The sequence below is a fragment of the Robertmurraya siralis genome (genome assembly GCF_005502275.1).
Classification (GTDB): Bacteria; Bacillota; Bacilli; order Bacillales; family Cytobacillaceae; genus Robertmurraya; species Robertmurraya siralis.
This window is the reverse complement of sequence record NZ_SWLZ01000027.1, coordinates 1-26,594: the sequence shown is the minus strand read 5'-3', so window position 1 is coordinate 26,594 and position 26,594 is coordinate 1. Positions and strand designations below refer to the sequence as shown.

The 26,594-nt window shown below is 37.9% G+C and carries 23 protein-coding genes, 1 pseudogene and 1 other annotated feature; of the genes and pseudogenes, 18 read left to right on the top strand and 6 right to left on the bottom strand.

Annotated features, from left to right (window positions below):
* Window positions 1-12 precede the first annotated feature (12 nt).
* Together FCJ93_RS21365 and FCJ93_RS21360 are read left to right on the top strand one after the other, a co-directional pair.
* Window positions 13-678, top strand: a complete 666-nt coding sequence (locus FCJ93_RS21365) for a response regulator transcription factor (RefSeq protein ID WP_095314583.1) — start codon at window positions 13-15, stop codon at window positions 676-678.
* Window positions 679-686: 8 nt separating this feature from the next.
* Window positions 687-1,721 (top strand): sensor histidine kinase, encoded by a 1,035-nt coding sequence (locus FCJ93_RS21360; RefSeq protein WP_137744670.1) that lies wholly within the window; start codon window positions 687-689, stop codon window positions 1,719-1,721.
* Window positions 1,722-1,900: 179 nt separating this feature from the next.
* On the opposite strand, the gene FCJ93_RS21355 is transcribed toward FCJ93_RS21360, so the two are convergent.
* Both FCJ93_RS21355 and FCJ93_RS21350 read right to left on the bottom strand, forming a co-directional pair.
* On the bottom strand, window positions 1,901-2,542 hold the full coding sequence (locus FCJ93_RS21355; protein WP_095314578.1) for a response regulator: 642 nt from the start codon (window positions 2,540-2,542) through the stop codon (window positions 1,901-1,903).
* Window positions 2,543-3,370: a sensor histidine kinase gene (locus FCJ93_RS21350; RefSeq protein WP_137744669.1), complete on the bottom strand. Its 828-nt coding sequence runs from the start codon at window positions 3,368-3,370 to the stop codon at window positions 2,543-2,545.
* 325 nt (window positions 3,371-3,695) lie between these two features.
* On the opposite strand from FCJ93_RS21350, the gene FCJ93_RS21345 reads away from it, so the two are divergent.
* Window positions 3,696-4,244, top strand: a complete 549-nt coding sequence (locus tag FCJ93_RS21345) for a copper resistance CopC family protein (protein ID WP_137744668.1) — start codon at window positions 3,696-3,698, stop codon at window positions 4,242-4,244.
* Between the two features lie 12 nt (window positions 4,245-4,256).
* On the top strand, window positions 4,257-5,339 hold the full coding sequence (locus tag FCJ93_RS21340) for a copper resistance D family protein (RefSeq protein ID WP_170211378.1): 1,083 nt from the start codon (window positions 4,257-4,259) through the stop codon (window positions 5,337-5,339).
* A 140-nt stretch (window positions 5,340-5,479) separates the two neighbouring features.
* Here FCJ93_RS21340 and FCJ93_RS25990 read toward each other — a convergent pair.
* Window positions 5,480-6,116: pseudogene (locus FCJ93_RS25990) on the bottom strand (transposase).
* A 209-nt stretch (window positions 6,117-6,325) separates the two neighbouring features.
* Between FCJ93_RS25990 and FCJ93_RS21325 the strand changes: the two are divergent.
* The 6 genes from FCJ93_RS21325 to FCJ93_RS21300 all read left to right on the top strand — a co-directional run bounded on the left by FCJ93_RS21325 (window position 6,326) and on the right by FCJ93_RS21300 (window position 13,561).
* Window positions 6,326-7,012: an ABC transporter ATP-binding protein gene (locus FCJ93_RS21325; RefSeq protein WP_095314574.1), complete on the top strand. Its 687-nt coding sequence runs from the start codon at window positions 6,326-6,328 to the stop codon at window positions 7,010-7,012.
* A complete protein-coding gene (locus tag FCJ93_RS21320; protein WP_095314573.1) occupies window positions 7,005-9,443 on the top strand; it encodes an FtsX-like permease family protein in 2,439 nt (812 codons plus the stop codon). Before FCJ93_RS21325 ends, FCJ93_RS21320 begins: the two co-directional genes overlap by 8 nt.
* Window positions 9,444-10,074: 631 nt before the next feature.
* Window positions 10,075-10,446, top strand: a complete 372-nt coding sequence (locus tag FCJ93_RS21315; RefSeq protein ID WP_095314572.1) for a GntR family transcriptional regulator — start codon at window positions 10,075-10,077, stop codon at window positions 10,444-10,446.
* Window positions 10,447-10,450: 4 nt separating this feature from the next.
* A complete protein-coding gene (locus tag FCJ93_RS21310) occupies window positions 10,451-11,317 on the top strand; it encodes an ABC transporter ATP-binding protein (protein WP_095314571.1) in 867 nt (288 codons plus the stop codon).
* A complete protein-coding gene (locus tag FCJ93_RS21305) occupies window positions 11,310-11,915 on the top strand; it encodes an ABC-2 transporter permease (protein WP_095314570.1) in 606 nt (201 codons plus the stop codon). Before FCJ93_RS21310 ends, FCJ93_RS21305 begins: the two co-directional genes overlap by 8 nt.
* 398 nt (window positions 11,916-12,313) lie before the next feature.
* Window positions 12,314-13,561: an MFS transporter gene (locus FCJ93_RS21300; RefSeq protein WP_137744664.1), complete on the top strand. Its 1,248-nt coding sequence runs from the start codon at window positions 12,314-12,316 to the stop codon at window positions 13,559-13,561.
* Between the two features lie 447 nt (window positions 13,562-14,008).
* Here FCJ93_RS21300 and FCJ93_RS21295 read toward each other — a convergent pair whose 3' ends face one another.
* A complete protein-coding gene (locus FCJ93_RS21295; protein WP_137744663.1) occupies window positions 14,009-14,839 on the bottom strand; it encodes a MerR family transcriptional regulator in 831 nt (276 codons plus the stop codon).
* A gap of 92 nt (window positions 14,840-14,931) precedes the next feature.
* On the opposite strand from FCJ93_RS21295, the gene norA reads away from it, so the two are divergent.
* Both norA and FCJ93_RS21285 read left to right on the top strand, forming a co-directional pair.
* Entirely contained in the window at window positions 14,932-16,128 is a 1,197-nt protein-coding gene (gene norA / locus FCJ93_RS21290; protein WP_137744662.1) for a multidrug efflux MFS transporter NorA, read from the top strand.
* A 670-nt stretch (window positions 16,129-16,798) separates the two neighbouring features.
* A complete protein-coding gene (locus tag FCJ93_RS21285; protein ID WP_095314566.1) occupies window positions 16,799-17,416 on the top strand; it encodes an NUDIX hydrolase in 618 nt (205 codons plus the stop codon).
* 98 nt (window positions 17,417-17,514) lie between these two features.
* On the opposite strand, the gene FCJ93_RS21280 is transcribed toward FCJ93_RS21285, so the two are convergent.
* Window positions 17,515-17,961 (bottom strand): AraC family transcriptional regulator, encoded by a 447-nt coding sequence (locus tag FCJ93_RS21280; RefSeq protein WP_095314565.1) that lies wholly within the window; start codon window positions 17,959-17,961, stop codon window positions 17,515-17,517.
* Between the two features lie 401 nt (window positions 17,962-18,362).
* Here FCJ93_RS21280 and FCJ93_RS21275 point away from each other — a divergent pair, with 401 nt between their 5' ends.
* From FCJ93_RS21275 to FCJ93_RS21250, 6 genes are all read left to right on the top strand, one after another.
* Complete coding sequence (locus FCJ93_RS21275) at window positions 18,363-19,214, top strand: MerR family transcriptional regulator (protein WP_137744661.1); 852 nt, start codon at window positions 18,363-18,365, stop codon at window positions 19,212-19,214.
* A gap of 310 nt (window positions 19,215-19,524) precedes the next feature.
* A complete protein-coding gene (locus FCJ93_RS21270) occupies window positions 19,525-20,088 on the top strand; it encodes a flavin reductase family protein (RefSeq protein WP_095314563.1) in 564 nt (187 codons plus the stop codon).
* A 350-nt stretch (window positions 20,089-20,438) separates the two neighbouring features.
* Window positions 20,439-20,661, top strand: a binding site (T-box leader).
* Between the two features lie 1,474 nt (window positions 20,662-22,135).
* Window positions 22,136-23,821 (top strand): arginine--tRNA ligase, encoded by a 1,686-nt coding sequence (gene argS, locus FCJ93_RS21265; protein WP_137744660.1) that lies wholly within the window; start codon window positions 22,136-22,138, stop codon window positions 23,819-23,821.
* 148 nt (window positions 23,822-23,969) lie between these two features.
* Complete coding sequence (locus FCJ93_RS21260; RefSeq protein ID WP_137744659.1) at window positions 23,970-24,530, top strand: nucleotidyltransferase family protein; 561 nt, start codon at window positions 23,970-23,972, stop codon at window positions 24,528-24,530.
* 23 nt (window positions 24,531-24,553) lie between these two features.
* A complete protein-coding gene (locus FCJ93_RS21255) occupies window positions 24,554-25,558 on the top strand; it encodes a serine hydrolase domain-containing protein (RefSeq protein ID WP_137744658.1) in 1,005 nt (334 codons plus the stop codon).
* A 24-nt stretch (window positions 25,559-25,582) separates the two neighbouring features.
* Complete coding sequence (locus FCJ93_RS21250; RefSeq protein WP_095311545.1) at window positions 25,583-26,140, top strand: GNAT family N-acetyltransferase; 558 nt, start codon at window positions 25,583-25,585, stop codon at window positions 26,138-26,140.
* Between the two features lie 307 nt (window positions 26,141-26,447).
* Here FCJ93_RS21250 and FCJ93_RS21245 read toward each other — a convergent pair.
* Window positions 26,448-26,594, bottom strand: a 147-nt coding sequence (locus FCJ93_RS21245; protein WP_170211377.1) for an IS3 family transposase, incomplete at its 5' end; no start/stop codon positions are given.

Sequence of the window (26,594 nt, the reverse complement as noted above, 5' to 3'; positions counted from 1 at the left end):
GAGGTGCTAAAGATGGCAAAAATTATCATTGTTGAAGATGATGTCTGGATGAGAGAGGAGTTAATGGACATATTGCGAAAAGTTGGATATGAAGTTGCAGCCGTTACCAGCTTCCATGATATTGCTCATCAAATTGCTACTTTAGCACCGGATTTAGTTTTATTAGATATCAATTTACCGGAACAATCCGGATTTGAAATATGCAAAAGTTTAAAATCAAAGGGGCTCGGTCCTATTTTAATACTTACATCTAGAGATAAGCTTCAAGATGAACTGCATGGTCTTCATTTAGGTGCAGATGATTATCTCACAAAACCATGCAATCGCGATCGATTATTGGCGCGCATTCAGAATCTGTTAAGAAGGTTTGAAGGCCAGCCAGGTTTAATCGACGGGGGCAGTTTTTCACTCGATCCCAATACTTTTACCTTGTATAAGGGCACTCACTCATTAGTATTATCCCCAAATGAGGGAAAAATTTTATTGGCGTTAGTTCAGAATCGACCTGATTTAGTATCTAAAAAGGCATTGAGTGAATTATTATGGGGAACTGACCAATTTATCGATGAAAATGCCCTTCAAGTCAACCTTACACGCCTGCGAAAAACGCTGCGTCAACTAAATCTGGAAGAGCAAATTGAAACTGTAAGGGGACAGGGTTATCGACTTAGGGGGTAGATGATACCGTGGGATGGATAAAGCAAATCTATGACTGCTTTCATGCATATAAGTTATGGTTTTTCATCATCATTGCTACAAATCTTTTATTTATTTTTTTTGCTTGGCTGGCTTACCCGGATACTTTTAAGGCATTAGTTGGACTAATGATTGTCTATACGCTGATCATAATATGTTTACCAGTCTTTCTGATGATTAGAAAGCAAAAAATCATCGAATCCGCCTTTCAAGCCTTTTTGTTAGAACCAAATGAGACAAACGAAGAAATATTTTGCCAAACCATTCCTAACATACATCGATTGTATATTCGGAGAATGGGAGAATTAATCAGAGAGTATCAAGAAAAACTCAATGACCAAGTGATGGAGTTGGCCGATTATGAAAACTACATAGAAGGCTGGGTTCATGAAATTAAAAAGCCTCTGTCCTTAATGACGTTGGTCATTGATAATCGTGGTGATGAAATGTCTCCCCTTGTTAGACAACGCATGCTTCACATTCGAGATCAAATGCTTGGAGATGTTGAGCGAATTTTGTATTTTGCAAGACTTGGAGCAGCTCATAAAGATTATATATTCGAGCCAATAAATGTACTCCGTTTTTGTAAACAAGCAGCAGAGAACCATCAATCACTATTAGATGAATCCGGCTTTCAAGTACAGTTTACCGGTGAAGAAGCAGAAATTATCTCCGACCGTAAAGGTCTGGCTTTTATATTAGAACAAATCATTGCCAATAGTACGAAATACGTTAATCAGCATCAGGCACAGCCAGCTCTGAGGTTTGAAACGGCTTATGATAAAGCGGGTAAGCAGATAATTCTCAATATTAGTGATAATGGACCAGGCGTATCCGCTGAAGATTTACCCTTTATATTTGATAAGGGCTTTACTGGAAGAAGTGGAGCTTATACAAGAGAAGCAACAGGAATGGGTCTGTTTTTAGTAAGCAAAATGGCCAATGATTTAGCCATTCAGTTAGATGCAAAATCCGATTTAGGTTCGGGATTGACCATATCACTGATATTTCCACATGTTGAATAACAGAGCTTTATGTCGTCTTTGAAAGAGTCTTGATTTAGACAAGGTGGTAGTGGAAAGGAAAAACAATTAAGAGGATATCGGTGAAAAACTAATATTTTTGGACAAGAAGAGGGTTAGGCAGATCCGTTGCTTGAACCTGCCCTAAAAACATTTCTTGTTTAGAATATTTTTAAGCTAGTCTAGTCGACCAAGCCTTGCTGAAAAGCGTAACTCGTCAACTGGACCCGATTGTCCAAATGAAGCTTACTTAAAATATTTTTTAAGTGACTTTTAACCGTGTTTTCGGAAATGAAGAGTGCCTTGGAAATTTCCTTATTTGACAGCCCTTTGGCCACTAATTGAAGCAGCTCCAATTCCCTTGTGGACAGAGGGATATTTTCCTTTGATAGCGCCTTTTTTTGCGGGAATTCCTTTAAAATTTGGAAGGCGATTTCTTTGGACATCGGCACTTCATCTAAGGCGAAAGCTCTTAAATGTTCCACCCATTGATCAGACTGGATGTTTTTTAGTAAATATCCTTGCGCCCCTTTCTTTAAAGCATCGAATAGATCAGTAATATCATCAGAAACGGTGATCATGACAATTTTCACTGCAGGGAATTGAAGCTTAATTCTTTTCGTTGCTTCAAGCCCGTCCATTTCGGGCATCTGTATATCCATTAATATAATGTCAGGCAATAATTGTTCAGTAAGTTGAATGGCTTCTTTTCCGTTTTTCGCTTCTCCAATAATGAGAAAGTCCTCAAACTCCTCTAAAATTTCTCGAATCCCTTCTCTGGCATGTGCGTGGTCGTCGACGATAAGTATGCGAAACGGTTGCATTTACGTACACTCCTTTTTTAAGGTAACGATCGTTTCGTTTTCTATTCTTTCTATGGAAAACTCCCAGCCCATATCAAAGGCTCTGTTTTGGATAATTTGAAGTCCGTATCCTTGGTTAGGCCCGATCATTTCATCCGTGAATCCGATTCCGCGATCTTTAATTTCGCAATACCATCCATTGTCCGTTTCTTTGGCATCAATCCATATTTCATTGGTTCTCGCATGCTTTATGACGTTCATAACCGCTTCCTTAATACAGGCAAATAGCTCAATCTTTTCTTTTGAGGTTAATGTATGCTCCTGAATCTCCCATTGCAAGTGGACATCGATCAAATGATGGTTCTTAATTTCCTCAACATACTGGTAGAACGCTTCCGTCCAATTTAATGGTCCTTTGTCAGGCAAATATTTTAAGTTCGTAATTGCTTGGCGGGTATCCTCGTGAATATGCTGCAAGGTTTGTTTAATCCTTTGAAAATCAGGGTCTTGTTCCAATTCATTCTTTCTGCCAAACTTATTCATTTTTACTGATAATAGAAATAAAGATTGAGCAATGCCATCGTGAAGTTCCCGTGCTAATTTTTCTCTCTCGACGAGCGCCGCCTTCTTCGTCTTTTCCAATCTAAGCTCTTCCTGCATTCTTTCTAAAATAGAGAAGAGATGACGTACAAATAAAAGTGTAACGATAAAGACTAAAAGAGGTGAGAGATAATTTCCCAATTCCATGGAGATATAGGAAAGGAGAAATTCGTGGCGTATATATTCCCATAAGGCAATTGTCACCGATGGTGTAATTAAAATCAGCCATTTAATATGTTTATATTTCAAGTTCTCACCTTTTTTCTAAGCTTTTACTCATTCTTACGGAGGAAATAGGGTTAAAGACGATCGTGTTGATTGCTCTGACTTGAGCAAGTGCTAGGTGAAAGCTGTGCATTTGAATTAAAATATAGCGAAAATCAGGCTGCATCATAATCTTTAACAATACTATATAAAATTGTGTCTATATTTTAACACCTATTTACACTTTTTTAATGGTTATAATAAAAAAATCACTCTTTCGGGGTATTATTTAATATTACGATTGTATTTATAATATCATCTAGTGCTATACAAATAAAAAGATAGGCAAAATCAGCAAGGAGGAATTGTTTTGAAACGTTTTTTTATCGCGCTAATCGCGTTTTTATTCGTAACATCAATATCAAACAATGCTTTTGCACACTCGCATTTAGAAAGCTCTAATCCTGCGGACGGCGCGGTAGTAACCGAAGCCCTGAATGAAATTGTCCTTGATTTCGATGGTGGAATTGAGCAGGGAAGCTTTCTTGAAGTAACAACAACAGATGGACAAGCCGTTGAACTGCAGGATACATTGATTGATGAAGATAAATTGACTGCAGTGGCTGCTGAGACGCTTGCAAACGGTGAATATCAAGTGACATGGAGTGTTATTAGCGCAGACGGTCACTCTTTAGATGGTGAATTTTCCTTTACAGTCGATGCTCCCGAAATGGTTGAGGAAGACCAGGAAGAAGATAATGGTACTGAAACATCTGAACAATCTGTGGATAATGAAGAGTTGGATTCTACAAAGACTAGTGACGAGAAGGAGTCATCGTCGTTGACAATTGTTTTCGTTGTTCTTGCCATTGTTTTGGTGGCAGGCGGATTAATCTATTTTACAAAAAGAAAGAAATAATAGATGGAAGTCATGACGATTATTAGTCAAGTACTATTGTATGTGTGCTTTTCGCTTTTAGCGGGAAGCTTTCTTCTATTGCTTGTCCCAAACAATTATCGACCTGATCTGAGAATCTCAAAGGGCTTTATGAGCGCTAGTGTCATCACCGTCCCTATTGTTTCATTTATACCGATTCTAGATATTACGCGATTGCTCGCTCCAAGACTCGGTTTCGTTGATTCGCTGAAAATGGTGTTAACGACCTATACAGTAGGAACAGCTTGGAATTTTACCCTCCTTGCTTCCGTTCTTTTGCTTCTATTAATGCTCGTCGCAAGACGTTCAGAGCAAGGAGTGTTTGCTTTTCTAGGAATTGGGCTTACGCTAGGGCTTATCCTTACGGTTGCATGGTCCAGCCATGCAGGTGCAGTAGATCCGGTCAGAGGAATAATCAGTGACTTTATCCATCTGACAGCCTCTAGTATTTGGGTTGGAGTGATTCTTGTTGTAGGCTGGAATTCAGTAAATCACCATAACTGGCTTAAGTTTTTACGCTGGTTTTCAATGGTGGCGATTAGTTGTCTCGTGATAACAGCTATTAGTGGGCTGATGCTGATGAGTATTATGGTGGATGATTATCCGAACTCTTGGCGGGTCTCATATGGTCAGGGGCTATTAATCAAGCATGTGTTTTTGCTGCCACTTATTTTTTATGCATTTGTGAATGGGGCACTAGTGAAAAGTTTAATATTAAAAAATTCTCATTTTAATCCTATCCCTTGGGTGCGCTTAGAAGGGCTTATATTGCTGGTTATTTTTGCGATAACAGCTGTTTTTTCACAAAAGTCACCGCCATATGGAAACTACATGTCGAATGAAGCAGTATCACCATTATTTCGCCTTTTTCACGATGAAATGATCGATGCATCAAGCACCATTGCTTTTGCGGGAAATCTAAATACGGTGTTCTTTCTCGTCTTATCAATCAGCTTGCTGGGATTAATGGGCTGGTCGTTTTTCAAAAAAACACCGATCATCATCTCTTTCTTTTTTAGCAGCTTATGCGTATTAAGTGTCTATATGATGTTGATGGTGTCGGTAGTCGTGCGTTAAAAACAGTAGTTGATTGGAGCGGAAGGTGCTTTTAGCGTTATTGCCGAGACCCCACAGGAGCGTCAAGCGACGAGGGGGCTTGGCGGAACGCCCCCCGGAAAGCAAGTGTCTAGAGTGGAAATCAACAATTGTATCGAAGTTCATTCAACTTTCGGTGCCTTTTGTCGACAAACTGAGATGAGGTTGTCTGAAAAGCCCCTAAAATAAAGCAAGAGGCGAAAAACGATCCGTTTTTCGTCTCTTGCTTTTTTGTTGGATTGATTTCTATCTGAAAGTAGCTGGCGGATGCCTGCTACTTTCAATAGGTTATGGTCCAACACCACAATTCCAAACTCGACGTGGACCTTATCGAGCCCCCGCAAGGAAAACCTACGGAACGACCGATTGCCCCTGATGTGACCGAACACGCTTTCTATTTCGATGTTTCGTCGAGCGTAGATTGCTGCCTGCCTTCTCTTTACACTCAAGGGCTGTTTTCGCTTTGGCTTTCATTTCTTCAAAAATCGGATTCCAGTGGACTTGTCGATTTCCCTTGGCTTTTGTACACTGGGTTTTCAAGGGACAACCTGTACAATCTTCACATTCATAGATTTTGAAATTTTGTTCATAACCGGAGCGATTCGTTTTGTGTTGGTATTTTTTAAAGAGAACCTTCCTTCCATTTGGGCAAATAACATAGTGGATAGTACCTCTATTCGGACAGTTACAGCGTTCACATTGCTCGTTCAGGTCGAATAGCCCTATTATTCGGATATTCTCGTCTTTTTTCTTTGTCATAAGAAATTATTTCGAAGGATATTACGTTATATAAATATATTGGTGAATCCATTCCATCATTGTGCACTTCAATTAAAAAACGAACGTCATTCGATTTTTACAGCATTTTAATTGGTGAAAGTTCGGATATAGATTTTTATTAAGCGGTTGTACATGGTGAAATTGATTCTGGTAAATTAAGATCAAAAAAATCCATGGAGGTTAAACAGATGGCAGCAATTTTAAGAGCAGTTGAGATAACCAAGGATTATGGAAGTAATCGGCAGAAAAAAGTTTTAGAAAAAACCAATTTTATGGTCGAAAAAGGAACGATTCATGTTATTGAAGGAAAGAGTGGTTCCGGGAAATCGACTTTTCTAAGCATTATTGGTGGCATGGAGTTTCCTACAAGCGGAAAAGTATATTATCAACATGAATCGCTTTATGAATTGTCTGATGCGAAGCAATCACTCATTAGAGGTGAAAAATTTGGCTTTGTTTTTCAGTCCTTTCAATTAATACCCGAGCTTACAGTTTATGAAAATATAGAACTTCCTTTAAAATTTCAAAAAAAGAAAGAATTTGATTTGAAAGCAAAGATCAAAGAACTTGCCAATGAGTTAGGTATTGTCCATCACTTAGATAAGCGGCCAAGCTTTTTATCCGGAGGGGAACAACAAAGAGCTGCTATTGCGAGGGCATTGATCACTGAGCCGGATATTCTTTTTGCTGATGAGCCAACTGGGAACCTCGATCAAATAACAACTAAGAGTATTGTGAATTTGTTAATCAAATTAAACAAGGACAAAAATTTGTCCTTGGTGATTGTTACGCATGAAACGAACTTATTTCCAACACCGCATTATTTGTACTCCATGAAAGATGGAGTTTTAAAGGGGATAAAATCGAATGTTTAAGCTGGGATGTAAGTTTTTATTTTCGAGAAAAAGCTGGCTTGTTTTGCTTGTATTTACTTTGACATTGGTCATTTCCTCTATCCTCTCGATATTTTCAGCTTCGGAAACGATTAGAGCGGGTCTGTTAACCAACGCTTATTCGCAATATGGGGAACATAGTGGGATTTTGGTTGATGTAGTGACTAAAAAAAGTGATCTCGAAAAAGGCATAGAGAAGGTAGGCGCTTATCAATTAATTGATTTCTATCATTTTGGAAATAAAGATAAGAAAGCTGTTATCGGCTGGCTGGATGATGATGCATTAGAGCTGAGCCATATAAAAATTAAGGAAGGCAGGTTTCCGGAAGAAAAAAATGAAGTAGCGATAGAATCTGCTTATTTAAATTTAATTGATAAAGATTGGAAAATTGGCGAAACAAAAACTCTGCAGGGTGAGAATCAGCGATGGAAAATCAAATTAGTCGGAATTCTAGATAATTATTCTTCTCGATGGTACGCCCCGATTGATTTAGAGCAAGGAGTCCATGCCTTTCCAAATATTTTTATGGGTACGTATGCTGAGCCTCAGCTTAAGAGTAATTACTTGGTCAAGCTTGAGGGTGATAAAAATACTTCAATGGAAAAAATGGATGATTTGTTAAATGAATATAAGGGATTTGAAAATTTTAAGTTATTTGATGAGGGATTAAAGCATTATGACACCGTTCGGAACTTATCCATCGTTTTTCAAAGCATCCTTCTTTTCATTTCAACGGTTGCTTTAACAAGCATATTTACATACTTTAATAGAAAACAAATGCAAAAAATAGGCATTTTGAAGGCAATCGGTGTCAAAGATATAAGCTTGTATAAAATCTATTGTTATCAAGTTTTTATTCTTTTCTTGACAAGCCTTGTTTTGGCAATACCACTTCAGTATGTCTTTAAAACTAACATGATCAGAATGAGTTTTATCGAAAGCCTAGAATCTTCATATCCTCATCATACATATGTGATCATGATCGGCTATTTTGTTTTGTTATTTTTATGGATCTTAATTATTTCTCTTAGGTCTGTATTTTGTTCTAAACATCTTTCAATCAGGAGTATAATGGCGGGAAAGAGAAATATTTCTTCTCTTCACCACTTTATCGAAAAGAAAATAAAGCCTTTTGCATTAAAACAATTATTAAGACAATTATTTTTATTCCCTAAGGAATTTACTTTTACTGTTTCTATTATTTGTTTATCCATTCTCGTGTTCGTATTTTCTATTGTTTTGCAAAAAGAATCAGAGGGAATTTGGGATGTGGATGAATACTACTACTTAAATTCACAAGAAATCTATCGATTTGATATGGTAGATCATTTACCTGTCTTATTTGATCAACGTTTAACTTTTTCTGAAGAGAACGTGATGAAATTGACCCGTCTTCCCGGAGTTAAACATGTGGAAAAAAATCCTTTTCTGGAGGATGTTGTTCCGCTAATTGGGGCAGATAAAAAAACAATAGCGATCGATCAGTGGATCAATCAAAACGGAGGAGCGTTAAGATACAAAAATAAATGGATCATTCCGAATGTAAAATATGAAGTTGTTGATGAAAAAGAATTCAAACAAGTCTATCCAGAGGGAGATTACGAAGACTTTAAAGGGAAAATCCTGTTGTTCGTCCCAAGCGAAAATGGCACAAAAGACTCAGATTTACATAAGCTGATTGGCGAAGAGCTTAGCTTTGTTAAATTAGTAAAGGAAGAGGAAAATATACGCAAAATTGAACAGCAATTTGAAGTATATGATGCAAGAAACGAAGCGCTTGTTAAGCATTTGGATGGGATGAAGGACATCAGGTATGATAAATTTACGATTGTGATTGCTAAGAGTACACTGGAAGATTTAAACCTTTTTGTCGGTTATCATGAGTTAGACATTTTTTTAGAGCAAGATATAAAAGAGGAAGAGTTCAAGGAAATTGATGATAATGTTAATCAATTAATGGCAACAGTGCCAGGAAGCTTGCTCCAAAATATACCGGAATTTATCCAAAAAGAAACGAGCATTACTTCACTTTTACGCTTTCTTGGGATTTTTTCTTTTGTAGTTGCTTCACTTTTGACGCTTACGAGTATCATTATTATTGTATTTAGTAAGTACCAGCTTCAAAGAAAAGACTGGGGTATTTACTTGTCGATGGGGATGTCAAAAAGAAAAGTTTACTATTTTTTAACAGCCGAAATGGTGATATATTATATTCTGGCCACTATCATAGGCTTTATTGTGTTTATAACAGTTCTACTCTCAATCAATTTATTTTTCCCCATTTCATTTTACTTATATTACTTTTTCTTATCCATTCTTTTTTTGTTTATATTACTCATGTTCGGCAGCAGACTTCTTTATCAAATGATTGCGAAACAATCGATTTTATCTTTGTTAAGAGAGGTGGAATAAGTACGTAAATTCGGAGTGGTGTGACATTATCCTTACAGGTGGGATTGTAAAGGAAATAGAGATGGGGTTCAATATATTCAAAAGGGCACAAGACCAAGGATTAAATTCGGTCTCGTGCTCTTTCTTTTTTTAACAGGCCATAATTATCTAATCTTTTGCACTATCTTCACTGGATATCATTTTAAAAGGAAAAAACAAGCAAATCGATCATGAGGGAGGTGCCAATAAGAAATGAGTCAATGAATCGTTTTATTAACAATATGGTTAACCTAAAAAGGTTGCATAAATTTTTCAGAGTATATATAATGTATATATAGTATATATACATTATATCATTTATAAGCTTAACCAATTAGTAACAATGAATAATATGCCCTTTACTGAATCACTCAAAGGTTAATATTAAAAAACAAGGCTCTGTTATAGCCGATGTGGATTTTTGACTCATTTTCTCTCTGATTCCATGAAACGATAGGAGAAAACGAGATTTCTCCTATCGTTTTATGGAATCAGAAGACCTTTCAGTTATACTGAAAGGCATGTGAAACCAAAGTTTCACATGCAATGAGCCAAAAATCATTTTATCAACAATTCTATTTAACAAAGCTAAAAACAAAAAAGAGGGATTGGCATGAAAATAATTATCTCTAATAGTTCCAAGGAGCCAATTTATGAGCAAATCATGAATCAAATTAAATCGTCTATTTTAGCAGGTGAATTACAAGAAGGAACAGCAATACCCTCGATGCGAAAACTTGCACAGGATTTGCAAATCAGTGTCATAACGACGAAACGGGCCTATGAGGAATTGGAGAAAGAGGGCTTTATTTATTCGATTGTTGGCAAAGGATCATTTGTGGCAGAGCAAAATTTAGAGGTCATAAGAGAGAAGAAGCTGAAAGCGATTGAGGATCAAATGAGCTCCGTGATTACAAATGGCAAAGAAATTGGTTTATCACTGGATGAACTACAACAATTATTGAAGATACTATATGAGGAGTGAAATGATGGAGAACGTGGTTGAACTAAAAAATGTAACGAAAAAATTTAAAGGTTTTTCCGTTGAAAATATAAATTTGGATGTGAAGCAAGGCTTTGTAACAGGGTTTATTGGTGCAAATGGAGCAGGGAAATCGACAACGATAAAAATGATGATGAACTTGTTAAGGCCGGATGCCGGTGAGGTTAAGCTTTTTGGACTGGATTACAGGACACATGAGAAGGAAATTAAGGAGCGAATTGGATTTGTTTATGATGGCAATGTCTTTTTTGAAGGGTTGAATTTAAAAGATATCAAACGAATTGTGGGACCAGCTTATAAACGATGGGATAATCAAGTATTTGATCATTATATTGACCAGTTCGAGTTACCGTTAAACAAAGCGATCAAAACATTTTCTAAAGGAATGCAAATGAAAGCCTCCTTAGCACTTGCACTGTCACATCATGCAGAGTTGATTATTATGGATGAGCCAACAGCGGGCTTAGATCCGATTTTTAGGCGAGAACTGCTGGCTCTATTGCAGGAATTAATGGTTGATGAGAATCGCACCATTTTCTTTTCCACGCATATTACGACTGATCTGGATCGAATTGCTGATTATATTACATTCATACAGAGCGGGAAAATCATCTTCAATCGCTCTGTTCATGATGTAGCTGAAAATTATGCCCTTGTTAAAGGTGGGACGGATCTTTTGGATAGGGATACGGAAAAGTTTTTTATACAAGTTCATCGTGCACCGACAGGGTTTGAAGCATTAACAGATAATATAAAGGATGTACAAAACACTTTCGGGGATGCGGTTGTCATTGAAAAGGCTTCTCTTGAAGATATTATGTATTACATGAAAGGTGGCGTTCATCATGTTTAATCTTATCAGACGCGATATCATACTGCAGAAGAAACAACTTATACTTTTTATTCCGATTGTTCTGTTTTTTATCTACATGGATAAACATCCCGCTTTAATTTTTCTCGTTGCCAGTATTTTTATTCCCTTAAACGCATATGCTTATGACGAAAAATCAGAGACGAATATATTATTAAATTCCTTGCCTTATACACGTAAAGAAATCATTGCATCGCGCTACCTTGGTGCCATTTTTTATATGGGCTTAGCCTGCGGCCTGACAGGTCTGGCATTATTTTTTTTCGATAGACCGTTTACACTGACGGATATGGCAATTGGAGGAGGCTTATTTTTAACATTTGCGGCATTTACTTTTCCGTTATTCTATATCCTTAAACCAGGTTACATCTCAACAGTAGTCATTATTAGCTTTCTTTTGTTAGCGGCTGCAGGGCCACCTGTTGTGATATTTTTTGCCGAACGTTTAACGGCCATTTCCAATTTTATTATGAATTTATCTGACCTTGTTTTATATACTGGAACCGCCCTGGTGATTATCGTAATTTATGGTATCTCCTGGGGGATGAGCACGGTCATTTATCAAAGGAAAGTATTTTAAATGGCAGTTCAATTTTGAGTGAATCTCCTCATTTTTAATGTAAGAAATGCTTATAAAGTATCTCCTTTAAATTTTGCTTAAAGGAGATACTTACCCCGCTGTTTCCTTTTTTCTCTTTAAAAATAGAAATCTTTCTCTACCCTAATGATTGTCAGGATGATAAGATAAATGAAATTGCTTTTCTAAGAAGTACAGTGATGGATAGGAATAGTCAACTTCTTCAAAATACCTTACTAATTTACGATCTATTAGCGATCTTTTTATGCAGAATGAATGGAGCTAAGTGAGGATGATGTTATAACAAGATAGGAAGCGTTCAAGAACGATGTTGAAATGGTATGGGAGATCGAGAAAAAAGAGTAGGTGTTCATGTGTCAAAAAGTTTGGCGGAAGATTAAATGGAGCCAGAGAAACAGAAAAAACTGTATAAACGGACATTGATCATTGTTGTTATTTCACAAATATTTGGTGGGGCAGGACTAGCGGCAGGTATAACAGTCGGAGCGCTTCTTGCACAGCAGATGCTTGGAACAGATGCGGTGGCAGGACTTCCTGTTGCTTTGTTTACATTCGGGTCGGCAGGATCGGCGTTATTGGTTGGCAGACTTTCTCAACGTTTTGGACGTCGCCTAGGTCTTACAGCAGGTTTTATAATAGGTGGCTTGGGAGCATTCGGAGTGGTCGTAGCCGCTTTACTGAATCATATTATTCTTTTATTTGTATCTCTGTTTATTTATGGTGCAGGCACTTCGACGAATTTGCAAGCACGTTACGCAGGTACCGATTTAGCAAAGCAAAAGCAGCGGGCCACAGCAGTCAGTATTGCGATGGTGTCAACTACATTTGGAGCTGTTGCAGGACCTAATTTAGTCAATGTAATGGGAGAGTTTGCTGTATCAATCGGGATTCCATCTCTTGCGGGTCCGTTTATTTTATCTGCCACTGCATTTATCCTAGCTGGCCTTGTCATTTTCATCTTTCTTCGTCCAGATCCGTTGATGATTGCCAGAACGCTTGAAGCATCAACTCAAGAGCGTCCTGTTATGGGAGCTTTAGGTGATGCGCACGAAGAGGAAAATAAGAAGGGGATTATTGTTGGCACGACAATGATGGTGCTGACGCAAATTGTCATGGTCTCCATTATGACGATGACCCCAGTCCATATGGGGCATCATGGTCATGGTTTGGGAGCCGTAGGACTTGTTATCGGCTTTCATATTGGTGCGATGTATCTCCCATCCTTAGTGACAGGCGTTCTTGTTGATAGGTTTGGCCGTACTGTGATGGCAATCGCATCGACAGCTACTTTGCTTTTGTCAGGGATTGTTGCCGCGATTGCACCAGGTGATTCAATGATTCTTCTAATCGTTTCCCTGTCCTTGCTTGGATTAGGCTGGAACTTTGGATTAATAACAGGAACCGCTCTTATTGTAGATTCAACGAACACGGCAACGCGGGCTAAAACCCAAGGGAAAGTCGATGTATTAATTGCCTTGGCAGGGGCTTCAGGCGGAGCTTTTTCGGGAATGGTCGTTGCTGGTTCGAATTATGAAACATTGTCATTAGCCGGTGGAGCTTTATCTTTAATCCTCATTCCGGTTGTAATCTGGTCGCGTCAAAGAAAAGAGCAAAAGGTCTTAGAATGAAGTTAAAGAAATATACGCATGCCGTAACGAGTTGATTGAACGAGTCTTTGCGAGAGGTGTATCCAGACAGAACGAGTGAAACGAGAAAAACTCCAGTCCGAATAAGAGTTGAATTCGGACAGAACAATTGAGGAATGCAAGAGTTCAATCCGATTAATGGCACCAATAGAAAACAAACTGTCGGAACAACGTTATTTGCTTTCTACGGGAGACAGAACAGAGGGACAGCAGCTCTAGAAAATCGAAAAAAAGACCGCTGAAAACTTTTTCAATGGCCTCATTTGCGGGACAAGGAGAGATCCCGCAGGAGTGACTGCTCCGAGGAGGATCATCACCCGCCCCCAAAGCGGAAATCAACAGATGCAAATCCAGCCAAAAATGCCAAAAGACACAGAGGTAGTACTCTCGATGCCTTTGTCGACAAATTGGTGCGTGATGTGGAGTCACTTAATCTTTTTCTCTCACGTGGATCATGATTTTGGTAATGTATTCTTCTTTCTCGTTCTTTACGACCGTATCATAAATATATTCTTCAAGAGCGTAGTTTCCTAATGTTAAGTTCAGCCGTTCCATTTCAGAAAAAAGACGCTTGTATGTTTGATCGATTGCTTTTTCATCGCCGATATGGTATCCAGTGAGATAGTTTCCTGGAACTGTTTCAAAATAGGAATACCCTTTCTTTGGTTTAGGTTGTTCCATGTATAAATAGCTATAATTGGAGAACTCCCCTTTTACTAACTGTTCACGCTTCGTTAAGACCCCGATAGGGTACCCTGTATCGAGATGAGATAAATATAATTCATCGACAAAGTTTGAAATTGCTTCAACAAAACCTTCATCGGCAATATTTTCAATATTTCGACTCAAATAAAGGGTTGTTCTAGGTAATTCCTCCAAAATGATTCGATTGAAATCAAGCTTTGCCGCTTCTTGCATGAGTCTGATTTTGGCATCGATCATCGTTTCCTTTATCTCAATCTCTTGCCGTTTTTTCACGATCTCATCCTTTTTTTGATACATCATCGTTAAAAATGTTTCCGGTGATTTGTTTTGCATGTAATGTTGAATATCACTTAATGACATATCAAGATCCTTTAATAATTCTATAACAAAGAAGAGTTCTATTTGATGAATAGAGTAAAAACGGTAGCCTTTTTCATTTTTGAATTCGGGAGAAAAAAGTCCAATTTGGTCGTAATAAAAGAGGGTTTGTTTATTGATTTTACAAAGTTTCGCAAATTCTCCTGTCGTTAAATATTTGCCGCTTTTTTTACTCATTTAAAATTTACCTCCTTGACTATATAGTTACTATATACATTAAGATGGAAAGAGTAAATACGGAAAGTCGTTTATTAAGGAGCTTATACAGGATGAGAAGTTATAAAGTCACGTTAGGATTACTATTAATGAATTTGTTTATTGCTTTTTTAGGGATTGGCCTTGTCATTCCAGTTTTGCCTACCTTGATGAATGAATTAGGGATTACAGGTACAACCGTTGGCTATTTAACGGCGGCATTTGCGATAGCTCAATTAATTGTTTCCCCGTTTGCAGGGAAAGCAGCTGATAAATTCGGCCGAAAAATAATGATTGTTATTGGTTTATTCATTTTTGGTATTTCGGAGTTGTTATTCGGACTTGGGAAAGAAATTGAAGTACTATTTATTTCTCGGATTTTGGGGGGAGTTAGTGCGGCCTTTATTATGCCGGCAGTCACCGCCTTTATTGCAGATATTACGAATATGGATACGCGACCAAAAGCTCTTGGTTATATGTCGGCTGCAATCAGCACAGGTTTTATAATCGGTCCTGGGATTGGCGGATTTTTAGCGGAATTTGGTACACGTATACCGTTCTTTTTTGCAGGCGGCTTAGGTACAACGGCGGCCGTTCTATCGATTATGTTATTATCGGAACCAACTCGCTCAAAAGAGTATACTGAGCAAGCTACCGAAGGTCAATTTGGTTTGCGGCGGATTTTGGCACCAAAATATCTTCTGGCGTTTATTCTCATTTTTATTGCATCCTTTGGCTTAGCAGCATTCGAGTCTTTTTTTAGTTTATTTGTTGATCATAAGTTTCAATTCAAACCGGCCGATATCGCGATTGTAATTACAGGTGGTGCGATTTTTGGTGCTATTTCACAGGTATTATTATTTGATAAGCTAACACGGATTTGGGGTGAAATTAAGCTGATTCGGTACAGTTTAATCTTATCTGCCGTGCTTGTTTATCTCATGACAGTTGTTCATTCCTATTTCTCTATCTTACTCGTTACATTTATTGTTTTTGTCGGTTTCGATTTATTTCGACCAGCTGTTACTTCCTATTTGACAAATATTGCTGGAAATGAACAAGGTTTTGTTGGAGGAATGAACTCCATGTTTACCAGTTTAGCGAACATCAGTGGCCCGATTATCGGCGGTATGTTGTTCGATATCGATATTAACTATCCTTATTACTTTGCGACAGTCATTCTTGTAATTGGAATTGTGATAACATGGTTCTGGAAGAAGCAACCTGGAGAGAGAGGCCAAGGGGTGAAGGTAAGTAAAGTGAGTGGTTAATATCCCTGCAATCAAGACAAAACGATTGAGTAGCGTTGATCCAAGAAGGATTAACGCTATTATTTTTATGGGAGTATGAACTACAAACGAGTTTTCTGGGGTGCCAGCTGTGACTCATGTTTATTGGGTCAATTTAATAACCATCTTCATTTCATTGCTTTAATTTGGTATAAGAAAAAAGCAGAGCAAGTCGACTGATGGTTCGCTTGCTTTTCGTGTGAACATGTTTGCTTTGAGCATTTTGCCATTGCTGCTATATCGAGCAGATCATTTGGCAGCTTAGGAATATTAGGGTGTTTTTATACCAATTAATACATGGATTAATTTCCTTACCCGGAAGCGAACACTTTCTATGTTGTCGCCTTGTCCGGTGCTCATTACTTATTGGACAAAGCTTAACTGTACATTGAAATTTTTACAAAGTCAGAGGATTACCATACTTTTTATTGAATATGTTCTTTAGATAAGGTTTTGTTATATGTCGATGTTTATTTTCGACTTATCTTTCTTTCTGATTCCATGAAGCAAAGGGGCAATAGAAATTTTTCCTACGTTTCATGGAATCAGGTATACTAAAAAGATGCGGACATTCATGCGAAATGAGCCAAAATGGTTTTATCAACACTTCTGTTTATCAAAGTTTAGAAAATATAAGTGTAGGAGGATCTGGATGGATACAAAGTGGCTTGAGTGGGCGAAGCAGCTTCAAGCGATTGCACAAGCGGGATTGACGTACTCAAAAGATATTTATGATTTAGAGAGATTCGAGATGATCCGCAATATAAGCATTGAAATGATGTCACAACAAACTGAACTGGACCAAAGAGTCATAAGAAATCTTTTTGCTAATGAAACAGGGTATGCAACGCCGAAGGTAGATATTAGAGCGGTCGTCTTTAAAGACAACAAAATTTTATTAGTAAAAGAAAAAAGTGATGGCGCTTGGGCCATGCCAGGTGGTTGGGGAGATATAGGGCTAACCCCTAGTGAAGTAGCCGTCAAAGAGGTAAAAGAGGAAGCTGGTTTTGATGTCAAAGCAATCAAACTATTAGGGGTGCAAGATAAAAAATGCCACCCACACCCTCCGTCGCCTTATTATGTGTACAAGCTATTTATCCAATGTGAAATCATTGGTGGAGAAGCAACGAAAGGGATGGAGACAAGTGAAGTTAACTTCTTCCCTGAAGACGATTTACCTTTGTTGTCACTAGGGAGAAACACCGAATCTCAATTGAAATGGGTCTTCAAGTATCTTCGAAATTTGGCTGAGCCAGTTTATTTTGATTAAGGGTGAGGAAGCTTTTGTAAACTAAACGTTTCTGACATAAGAATTAACAGAAAACGAATGAATGAAGGGAGGTAACTTTCCCCTCTAAGTTTTCTACGTTAAAGGATTGGCACGCAGAGCTCACAATATCCATGAGCGAGCATTTCTGCAGAATATCTTTCAACAATGGGTTTCTTGTCGATTTGATGTCCGCTATTTTGCAAGAGAGGAAATATCTCTGACCATGCTTGCTGCAGGGACTCTTCTGTATGCTTTACTAAATAAATAGCGTATTTTCCTCCAGAAAATGTTTGCTCAGCTATTGAATCATCTAGTTGATATGCTTTTGTTATGACAATGCCGACATCATATCTGCATTTTTCAGGTTGTGTTACTTGTGGATTATCCTGTGGGATACCGAAAAGGATCGCTGATGACATAAGGTTGTTCTCTAATGCCCATGTTTTTAATCTGGCCATTACTTCGTTATTGCCTGGACCATAGGGACCAACTCTTCGCATATAGGCAAGTCGATAATTTGGAAGAATCTCCACTTTCATATTCAAAATTTTTGCCTCCTTGTTCGTTAATGATATTCCATTTTGAATGTAACATGTTATAAAAAAATATACATGCACTATTTTGATAAAATATGACGGACAGCTATCCAATTAAGGATGGTACGGTATATAGACTTTAATCCGTTTATAAATCAATGGGGCAAGGATATGCAAATTTCAGTTGAACTGCGTTATCAAAACAATTCAGCAAATATTTTCAAATCTAGTTTTAGGTAAGAAATAAAAAGGATAATGTTAAAAAACTGTTTCAAATGTTTGCATATCGAAAGGGTGCTTGTAACAGCGATTCGAGAAGGTATAATTGAACCGATTGAAGACGAACCGTTCAGTTGCTAATTACTTTCTTGGGCAGGGATTAAATTTCTTACATTTGGGAGGAAATCAATTTGAAAGAATATTATTCGATTGGTGAAACAGCCAAATTAAATAATATATCCGTTCAGACTCTTCGTTACTACGATAAATTAGGTATATTCAAACCAGATCATGTTGACTTGAAAAATGGTTATAGATTCTACCATATTAGACAATTTTTTTATCTTGACATTATAAAGTCATTAAAATATATCCAAACACCATTGGAAGAAATAAAAAAGATTTTAGTAGATACTCCTGAAAATATGCTGCACTCCCTTAAAAAACAAGAAAAAGCTATACAAGAAGAAAAGGCAAGGCTTGTTCAAGCAGAACAGTTGCTTGAAAGGAGGAAGCTTCAATTAGCTGAGCAGCTTGAGATATGCAAAAAAAGTGATGAGAAGGAAATTTACACACGCTATATAGACGAGCAAACTATATTAAAAATTGCCACTTCCAATTCGAGCCCAAATTCTGTACCTTACTTCCACATTCGTAAATTAGCCGACACACTTGAGGATAAATGTTTAATGATTGATAACCAATGCGGTTATACATATGAAATGAAAGATTATCAAAATACGAATCAAATTGAATACGATTTTTTTTATACAACTATCCCTCACAAAAATATCGAATTAAGCTCAAAAGAAAAACAGTTTGAATTTGGTACCATTTCATCAGGAGAATATGTATGCATCGCTTTTAATTGGTCTCTTCAACAATACATCAACCATTATCAAAAATTGTATCAATATATTAACTCTAATCAAATCCAAACAGAAGGGAATGTGTATGAAGTCTCAGTCCCAATTAATTACAGTGCCCTAAGAGAAGACCGTTTTATTACAGAAATCAGGATAAAAAAATCGAACGGCTCATAATTATTAAGGTGTAAATTACATCGTGATTCATTCCCGAATATGTAGGTTTTTAAATTAATTTTGCTGAGATTGTAAAATAAAATTTTTCAAGTTTAGCACTTGACCCTATAGCAACTATAGGGTTTAAAATGCGTTACATAAAGGAATGTTCGCTTATAGTTAAGTACATCTTAGAATGAGAGGGGAGGAGGACCGGCAATCTGAATGATACTTTTCAAAGTCCAGCTGTAAACAGAATGAACCTTACTATCTGTTGTAATTAATAAAATTTTTAACTGGATCTTAACGGAAAAAGGAGAGATTTTCGAAAATGAGAACCCCAATACAAGAACCAATTTGGTATTCTTATCCCGGGATGGTTGCTGTCGTAACAGCTCGTTATAATGGGGAACAGAACATCATGGCCTCTGGTTGGCATACCTATATAGGATCAAATCCAGGTATGTATGGGATTTCACTGCAAAAGAAAGCACACACGTACCATATGATTGAGAAAAGCGGTGTGTTTGGTGTTCATTTTTTACCAGCAAATTTTTCTGATCTTATTCAAGCTGTTGGTTCGTGCAGCGGTTCAGAAATTGATAAATTTCAAACATTTAATATCTCCTATGAGAACGGCATTAAAGCAGATATCCCTATTTTGACGGATGCCTATTTTGCCTATGAATGTGAAGTGAAGAGCATCACGACGATAGCCGATCAGGAATGGATAGTTGGAGAAGTGGTGCAACGTTATCAGGATAAAGAGGTGTTTTTAGAAAATGGACTGCCTGACCTTGCTAAACTTGCCATACCCCTTCATATTGGACGCTCTACGTACCGAGTTTTAGATGATAAAGCGCCTGAAATGGTCCACCCATTTTATTTAGAATAAGTAGAAATACAGCAAAAAAGGAATGGTCACAAGTTCAGACTTCTGCACTTTGAAAACCTATATTTAATAAATATGCCAATCAATTATTTTGCCCTCCATGCAAAAAAGAACCGGTTTCGGTCCAAAATCCGTTTTGATACGAGGAGTCATTGTCACTGCGTTTTCTTATTAATAGCTTTCATGAATAGAAAACAGAAGATATGTGTAGGAATACATCGACGAAACCTGTTGTTTTTCGATCATAAGGACGAACAGGGGCGGGGATGTAAAATCGTTGTTATTTCAAGACCGGATTAAAAAAATGATCTTGAAAATTCGAAAAGAATGGATATAATAATAACAATACTTAAAAACAATCGATGACAAAGAGAGTAGTTATTTGTGAAAGTAAGAGCGAGTTAGGGATGGTGGAAGCCTAATGCGGAGCAAATGATGAAGCGCACTTTGGAGATTCTTTCCTGAACGTAAGTAGGGAAAGGACGGGGACAGCCCCGTTATCAAGCGGAAGTGGTTTTTAGATTTCTAAAAACAATTAGAGTGGTACCACGGGATTATAAAACTCTCGTCTCTTTTTTTAAGAGACGGGAGTTTTTTTGGTAGTGTCAAAAGTTCTATGAAAATTACTTAGATGTTTAGGTTTTCTCCCATTTATTAGGTGGAATTGCCACTCAATCGCTCTTGACAAACACGCCAATGGTTTGTGTGTGGGGTAACAAGGGCAAAGGGGGCAAAAAGAAGGCATACAAAATCGCCCTTGGTTATTTCCATTTTAAACCATTGGCAAGCTCGGTCTGTCAAGAGTTCGCTGACGCCGATTGCTGAACAGCTCAAAAACTCAAGGGCTCTGCTAGTGAAGCAGCCTCTGTTGGGTAATCCATTGTTGAGCGAACCCAATGAGTTTAGTCGATCGGGCTGGCATCGTTGGCAAGGCTGATAATTCTGGATGATTTCCCTTCTAGGGATGCATGAGGACAAAGAAGGCTGAAAAAAGCAAACCTTGTCCTCATAGGGGGTTCATGAGGACAAAGAAGGCTGAAAAAAAGCAAACCTTGTCCTCATAAAGGGTTCAAGAAGACAAAGAAAGCTGAAAATAAACAAAGCGTGTCCTCATAGAGGGTTCATGAGGACAAAGAAAGCCAAAAAAAAAAGCAAAGCGTGTCCTCATAAAGGGTTCATGAGGACAAAGAAGGCCAAAAAAAAGCAAAGTTTGTCCTCATAGAGAGTTCATGGGGACAAAGAAGGCTGAAAAAAAGCAAAGTTTGTCCCCATAGAGGGTTCATGAGGACAAAGAACGTTAAAAAAAGCAAACCTTGTCCTCATAAAGGGTTCAAGAAGACAAAGAAAGCTGAAAATAAACAAAGCGTGTCCTCATAGAGGGTTCATGAGGACAAAGAAGGCTGAAAAAAAGCAAACCTTGTCCTCATAGAGAGTTCATGAGGACAAAGAAAGCCAAAAAAAAAGCAAAGCGTGTCCTCATAGAGAGTTCATGAGGACAAAGAAAGCTGAAAAAAAAGCGAACCTTGTCCTCATAGGAGGTTCATGAGGACAAAGAAGGCCAAAAAAAAGCAAAGCGTGTCCTCATAAAGAGTTCATGGGGACAAAGAATAGCCAGAATAGAGCAACCTTGTCCTCATATTTTGAGACTTTTATTTTTGCGTTTCTATGTCTTCGAACGGGTTTCAATGGTTTGCTCCGCGAGAAGTCAAGTTTTTCAGGGACGACAATGACGGGAGGTTCGTCCACCTGAAGCTTTCGAAAAGGTTTATTTACGGGAGTTTCTACGAACATACTCTTCCCCACAAGAAGAGGAAGCAATGTTCGAATGATTTGTTCTTAACAGTTTATAAAAGTTAATAGATAGTTTATAAGTTGAGGGTACAACTTGTCACTTCCTATTTTAGGGATTTTGATGTCGTGTGGTAACCTCATCCAACCTTAAAATTCAGGGGGTGGCAATTTTTTTGCTTACAAAGCCCTCTAACTAGGTCATTTATAACCTATTTCTTATAAAAGTTTTGACAATACGGTTTTTTATGGAGGGAATAAAATGAACTTTAAACATGATTTAGTTGAATGTTTATATCCAGCTTTGAATGGTCAATTGGAACGTAAGCAAATCGTGAAAATGATTGAGAAACCGAAGTTTGAACAGCAGGGCGATATGGCCTTTCCTTGTTTTGAATTAGCAAAAATATATCGTAAGTCTCCGAACGATATTGCACTTGCTATCGTAGAAAAGATAAATTCACCTATTTTTGAAAAGGTGGAAGCAGTTGGCGGATATGTAAATGTCTTTTTAAATCGAAAGGATGTTTCAAGTAAAGTTGTGAAGGAAGTTCTATTGCAGAAAGAGCAATACGGGAATCTCAATTTAGGAAAGAACGAAGTGATTACAATCGATTTTTCCTCGCCTAATATTGCCAAGCCGTTTTCCATGGGGCATTTACGCTCTACCGTTATTGGCCATTCATTAGCGTTAATTGCTGAAAAATATGGTTATTCTCCGATTCGAATTAATCATTTGGGTGATTGGGGGACACAGTTTGGCAAGTTAATCGTCGCCTATAAAATGTGGGGCGATGAGAAGAAATTGAAGGAAGCCCCGATTAAAGAGCTTTTGACGCTATATGTAAAATTTCATGAAGAAGCCGAAAAAACTCCTGAACTAAATGATGAAGGAAGAGCGTGGTTCAAAAGGTTAGAGAATGGAGATGAAGAAGCACGTCATTTATGGGAATGGTTCAGAGATGAATCATTAAAGGAGTTCACAAAAATATATGATTTACTAGGAATTCACTTCGATTCCTATCATGGAGAGGCATTTTACAATGACAAGATGGAGCGAGTCGTGCAAATGATTGAGGACAGGGGGCTTTTAGAAGAATCACAAGGAGCGATGGTTGTTCAGCTAAGCGCGGAAGAGTTGCCACCTTGTCTAATTACGAAAAAGGATGGGACGACTCTTTATGCGACCCGCGACCTAGCAGCAGCTCTCTATCGCAAGGAAAACTATCATTTCACCGAGTCCTTATATGTTGTTGGCCATGAGCAGTCTCTCCATTTTAAGCAATTATTCGCGGTGCTGAAGAAAATGGGCTTTCCGTGGCATGAGGGAATGGCGCATGTCCCGTTTGGCATGATTTTGAAAGACGGTAAGAAAATGTCGACGCGAAAAGGGAAAGTTGTGTTATTAGAAGAGGTGCTTGAGGAAGCGATTCAACTCGCTCGGGAGGATATTTTGAAAAAGAATCCGAACTTAGTGGCTAAAGAGGAAGTGGCCCATCAAGTTGGAGTCGGGGCGATCATTTTTCACGATCTGAAAAATTTCCGCCTTAACGATATTGAATTCTCTTTAGAAGATATGCTTCGGTTTGAAGGAGAGACGGGGCCATATGTACAATACACGCATGCTCGTGCAGCATCATTGTTGAGAAAAGGAAATTATCAAGAAGACAAGGAACGAATGATCGGAGATAAAGAAGCTTGGCCGATCATAACTGCATTAATGTCATTACCAGATGTCATTAAACGCTCTTATGAACAGTATGACCCGTCACAAATAGCTAAATTTTTACTTGATCTTTCAAAAGCTTTTAATAAATACTATGCCTCCGTTCGTATACTGGATGATTCTGAACAAAAACAGGCGAGACTATCGCTCGTATATTCAGTCAAGATCGTTCTCAAAGAAGGGTTAAGATTACTTGGAATGGCAGCACCTGAGGAAATGTAATTGATTCATCCCTTTGTTTGGAAGGATTTTCACGATTGACTAAAGAAGTGTACTGTAGGAGAAGACATTAAATTTGCTTGTATAAAAGATAAAGTCTTTGAGAGGCTGTATTCCGATGGAAGCTAGAGAGACGATAAGGGGTTCAAGAATGCTAAAAAATGAAAAAGATATAATCGCAATGATTGAAAAGGACCAATGGATGATCGAGGTTTTACAAATAGCCAAAGGATTGAATTTGCCAGACTGGTGGATCTGTGCTGGTTTTGTCCGTGCTAAAATATGGGATGTTCTTCATGGATTTAAGCGAAGAACGCCGCTTTCTGACGTGGACGTAGTTTATTACGATCGAGCTAATATTGAAGAGTCTTATGAAAAAGAATTGGAACAAAGGTTGAAAATGATCAAGCCTGATGTTCCTTGGTCTGTAAAAAATCAAGCAAGGATGCATTTGATAAATAGTAATCATCCGTATTTATCGACGTTTGATGCCATTTCAAGGTTTCCTGAAACAGTGACGGCTTTAGGGGTGAGGCTGGATGAACAAAGCAATGTCGTATTAATTGCTCCCCATGGAGTTCGTGACGTTATTGAGTTGGAGGTTAATCCAACCCCGGATTTTATGAAAGAAAAATACTTTCTCTATGAAAAAAGAGTTAAAACGAAAAATTGGCCATCTATTTGGCATAGGGTTAAGGTAAATTATCTATGACGAATCAGGTAGAGGAGCGGAAAATGAACATAGAAAAAAGGCTTAACGGGAAATTTGCTGAGGTGGTCACCCATGTGAAGGATACAGCACAAGCTCTTGATTGCTCAGGCTCGAGTATGCTTATTATTCATAAAGATAAAATTGTTTCTGAAGCGTATTGGGGCAAGCATGCAAATAGAGACAATGCAAGGAGGGTTCAAAAAGACTCACAATTTCATGTGGCTTCCGTTCGAAAAAGCTATATTGGGTTCGCCGTTGCTTATGCGATCCACTATCGTTATATAGACTCGATTGATGACCCACTCTCCAAATATTTGTCCGTCCATAATGATGTAGTGACGATTCGCCATTTGCTTACCCATTCTCATGGTTTGAATGTCAAAGAAGGAAAAGTGATTAAGGAATTCAATCCTGGTGAGAATTGGGCTTATCGCGGGATAAATATTTATTTACTAACTGAGATCGTGAAGAAGACAACAGGAAGGACAGTGGCTCAAATTCTTGAAGATGAGGTTTTTCAGCCCTTAGGTTTTAAAGAAACTGGCTGGTACGCTGAGCAGACGGAGAAATTAGTAGAAGTGATAAGAGATGAGGACGACCGATTTTGGTCAACTGAAAAAGAAACAGATGGTTCTCTGATGAATATGTACGTATCAACTAGAGAACTGGCCTATTGGGGATATGTTCATTTAAAACAAGGAGTGATAGGCGGAGAGCAGGTCATAGCCAAAGAAATATTCCAATTGGCGACATCACTTCAAAGTCCTGCCTTAAAGGACGACTGCCCTCAAAACGGCTTTTTGTGGTTTGTGAAAGATAGAGATGTGGAGAAAACTGAAATGGGAGAGCGTGTACCTAAAGGTTCCTATCAAATTTTAGGTTATACAAATGTCGCTGCTCTTGTTATCCCTAAAAATGAAACAGTAGCAGTTCGTATGTATAATCGTTTCGGCTCAACGCCTGGTTTTGCGTATTTATCAAATATTAGAGGTTTTGGGGATACTGTCACGAAGTGCCTGCAAGCATAAATAGAGAAGCAAGGAGCATAAAGGATGGATAAAGCAACTGAATTATTTCCAGTGTTGGAAACGGAAAGATTAGTTTTAAGGGAAGTGACGAATAAAGATGCTCAGCAAATTTTTGACTATCTTTCGGATGAAGAAGTCATGAAGTATTATGGACTAGAGCCGTTTAAAACGATTGATGAAGCATTAGACGAAATTTCATGGTATCAATCACTTTTCAATCAAAAAAAAGGAATTCGCTGGGGAATTACTTTGAAAGAACAAGGAGAAGTGATCGGGAGCTGTGGATTTCATAACAAAGTTTCACAGCATTATCGAACGGAAATTGGCTTTGAACTTAGTAGAATATATTGGGGCCAAGGGTTAGCAAGAGAAGCGATTGAAGCCATCATCCAATATGGGATGGAATATATGACGCTACATCGAATAGAAGCCTTAATTGAACCACCTAATCTTCCGTCACAAAGGCTGGTTGAGAAGCTGGGATTTACTCGAGAAGGGTTATTGCGGGATTATGAGTTTACTAAGGGTAAATTTGATAATCTGTTTATATATTCGCTGCTGAAAACGGATGTAGAAAATTAATATCGTTAGGTTATCTCAGGTGTGTTAAGGAAATGGACAAGAGATAGCAATGAAAGAAAATGTTTTAGTAAAGGTTTGGTTAAATTGAATGGTTAATCAAACAATTTTAGGCTTATTTCGTGTGGCGCCTTCTTAGTATAGCTGAAAGGTTTGTTCATTCCATGAAACGGTGGGAGAAATCTCGTTTGCTCCTAAAAGTTTCATGGAATGAGAGCGGAAATGAGCCAAAAATCAACACCGACATCGTACAAAGCCTAGTAAAAAAGAAGCTGATCAAGGTGGTGACCCCACAAAGTTAGAGTTTTTATTAAGCAGCTGATTGGCTGGTTTGAATTCGGTATTGTATTGGACTTAAACCAGCTAATTTTACTTTTATACGCTTATTATTGTAGTAATCTATGTACTCAACAATTTGTTTTTTTAGCTCTTCATAAGATACTAATTCTTCTCCATA

Bases quoted from the DNA above. Each gene is read 5' to 3' on its own strand.
- FCJ93_RS21365 (WP_095314583.1), top strand. From the start codon at position 13: ATGGCAAAAATTATCATTGTTGAAGATGATGTCTGGATGAGAGAGGAG.
- FCJ93_RS21355 (WP_095314578.1), bottom strand. From the start codon at position 2,542: ATGCAACCGTTTCGCATACTTATCGTCGACGACCACGCACATGCCAGA.
- FCJ93_RS21340 (WP_170211378.1), top strand. From the start codon at position 4,257: ATGACGATTATTAGTCAAGTACTATTGTATGTGTGCTTTTCGCTTTTA.
- FCJ93_RS21325 (WP_095314574.1), top strand. From the start codon at position 6,326: ATGGCAGCAATTTTAAGAGCAGTTGAGATAACCAAGGATTATGGAAGT.
- FCJ93_RS21320 (WP_095314573.1), top strand. From the start codon at position 7,005: ATGTTTAAGCTGGGATGTAAGTTTTTATTTTCGAGAAAAAGCTGGCTT.
- FCJ93_RS21315 (WP_095314572.1), top strand. From the start codon at position 10,075: ATGAAAATAATTATCTCTAATAGTTCCAAGGAGCCAATTTATGAGCAA.
- FCJ93_RS21310 (WP_095314571.1), top strand. From the start codon at position 10,451: ATGGAGAACGTGGTTGAACTAAAAAATGTAACGAAAAAATTTAAAGGT.
- FCJ93_RS21305 (WP_095314570.1), top strand. From the start codon at position 11,310: ATGTTTAATCTTATCAGACGCGATATCATACTGCAGAAGAAACAACTT.
- FCJ93_RS21300 (WP_137744664.1), top strand. From the start codon at position 12,314: ATGGAGCCAGAGAAACAGAAAAAACTGTATAAACGGACATTGATCATT.
- FCJ93_RS21295 (WP_137744663.1), bottom strand. From the start codon at position 14,839: ATGAGTAAAAAAAGCGGCAAATATTTAACGACAGGAGAATTTGCGAAA.
- norA (WP_137744662.1), top strand. From the start codon at position 14,932: ATGAGAAGTTATAAAGTCACGTTAGGATTACTATTAATGAATTTGTTT.
- FCJ93_RS21285 (WP_095314566.1), top strand. From the start codon at position 16,799: ATGGATACAAAGTGGCTTGAGTGGGCGAAGCAGCTTCAAGCGATTGCA.
- FCJ93_RS21270 (WP_095314563.1), top strand. From the start codon at position 19,525: ATGAGAACCCCAATACAAGAACCAATTTGGTATTCTTATCCCGGGATG.
- argS (WP_137744660.1), top strand. From the start codon at position 22,136: ATGAACTTTAAACATGATTTAGTTGAATGTTTATATCCAGCTTTGAAT.
- FCJ93_RS21260 (WP_137744659.1), top strand. From the start codon at position 23,970: ATGCTAAAAAATGAAAAAGATATAATCGCAATGATTGAAAAGGACCAA.
- FCJ93_RS21255 (WP_137744658.1), top strand. From the start codon at position 24,554: ATGAACATAGAAAAAAGGCTTAACGGGAAATTTGCTGAGGTGGTCACC.
- FCJ93_RS21250 (WP_095311545.1), top strand. From the start codon at position 25,583: ATGGATAAAGCAACTGAATTATTTCCAGTGTTGGAAACGGAAAGATTA.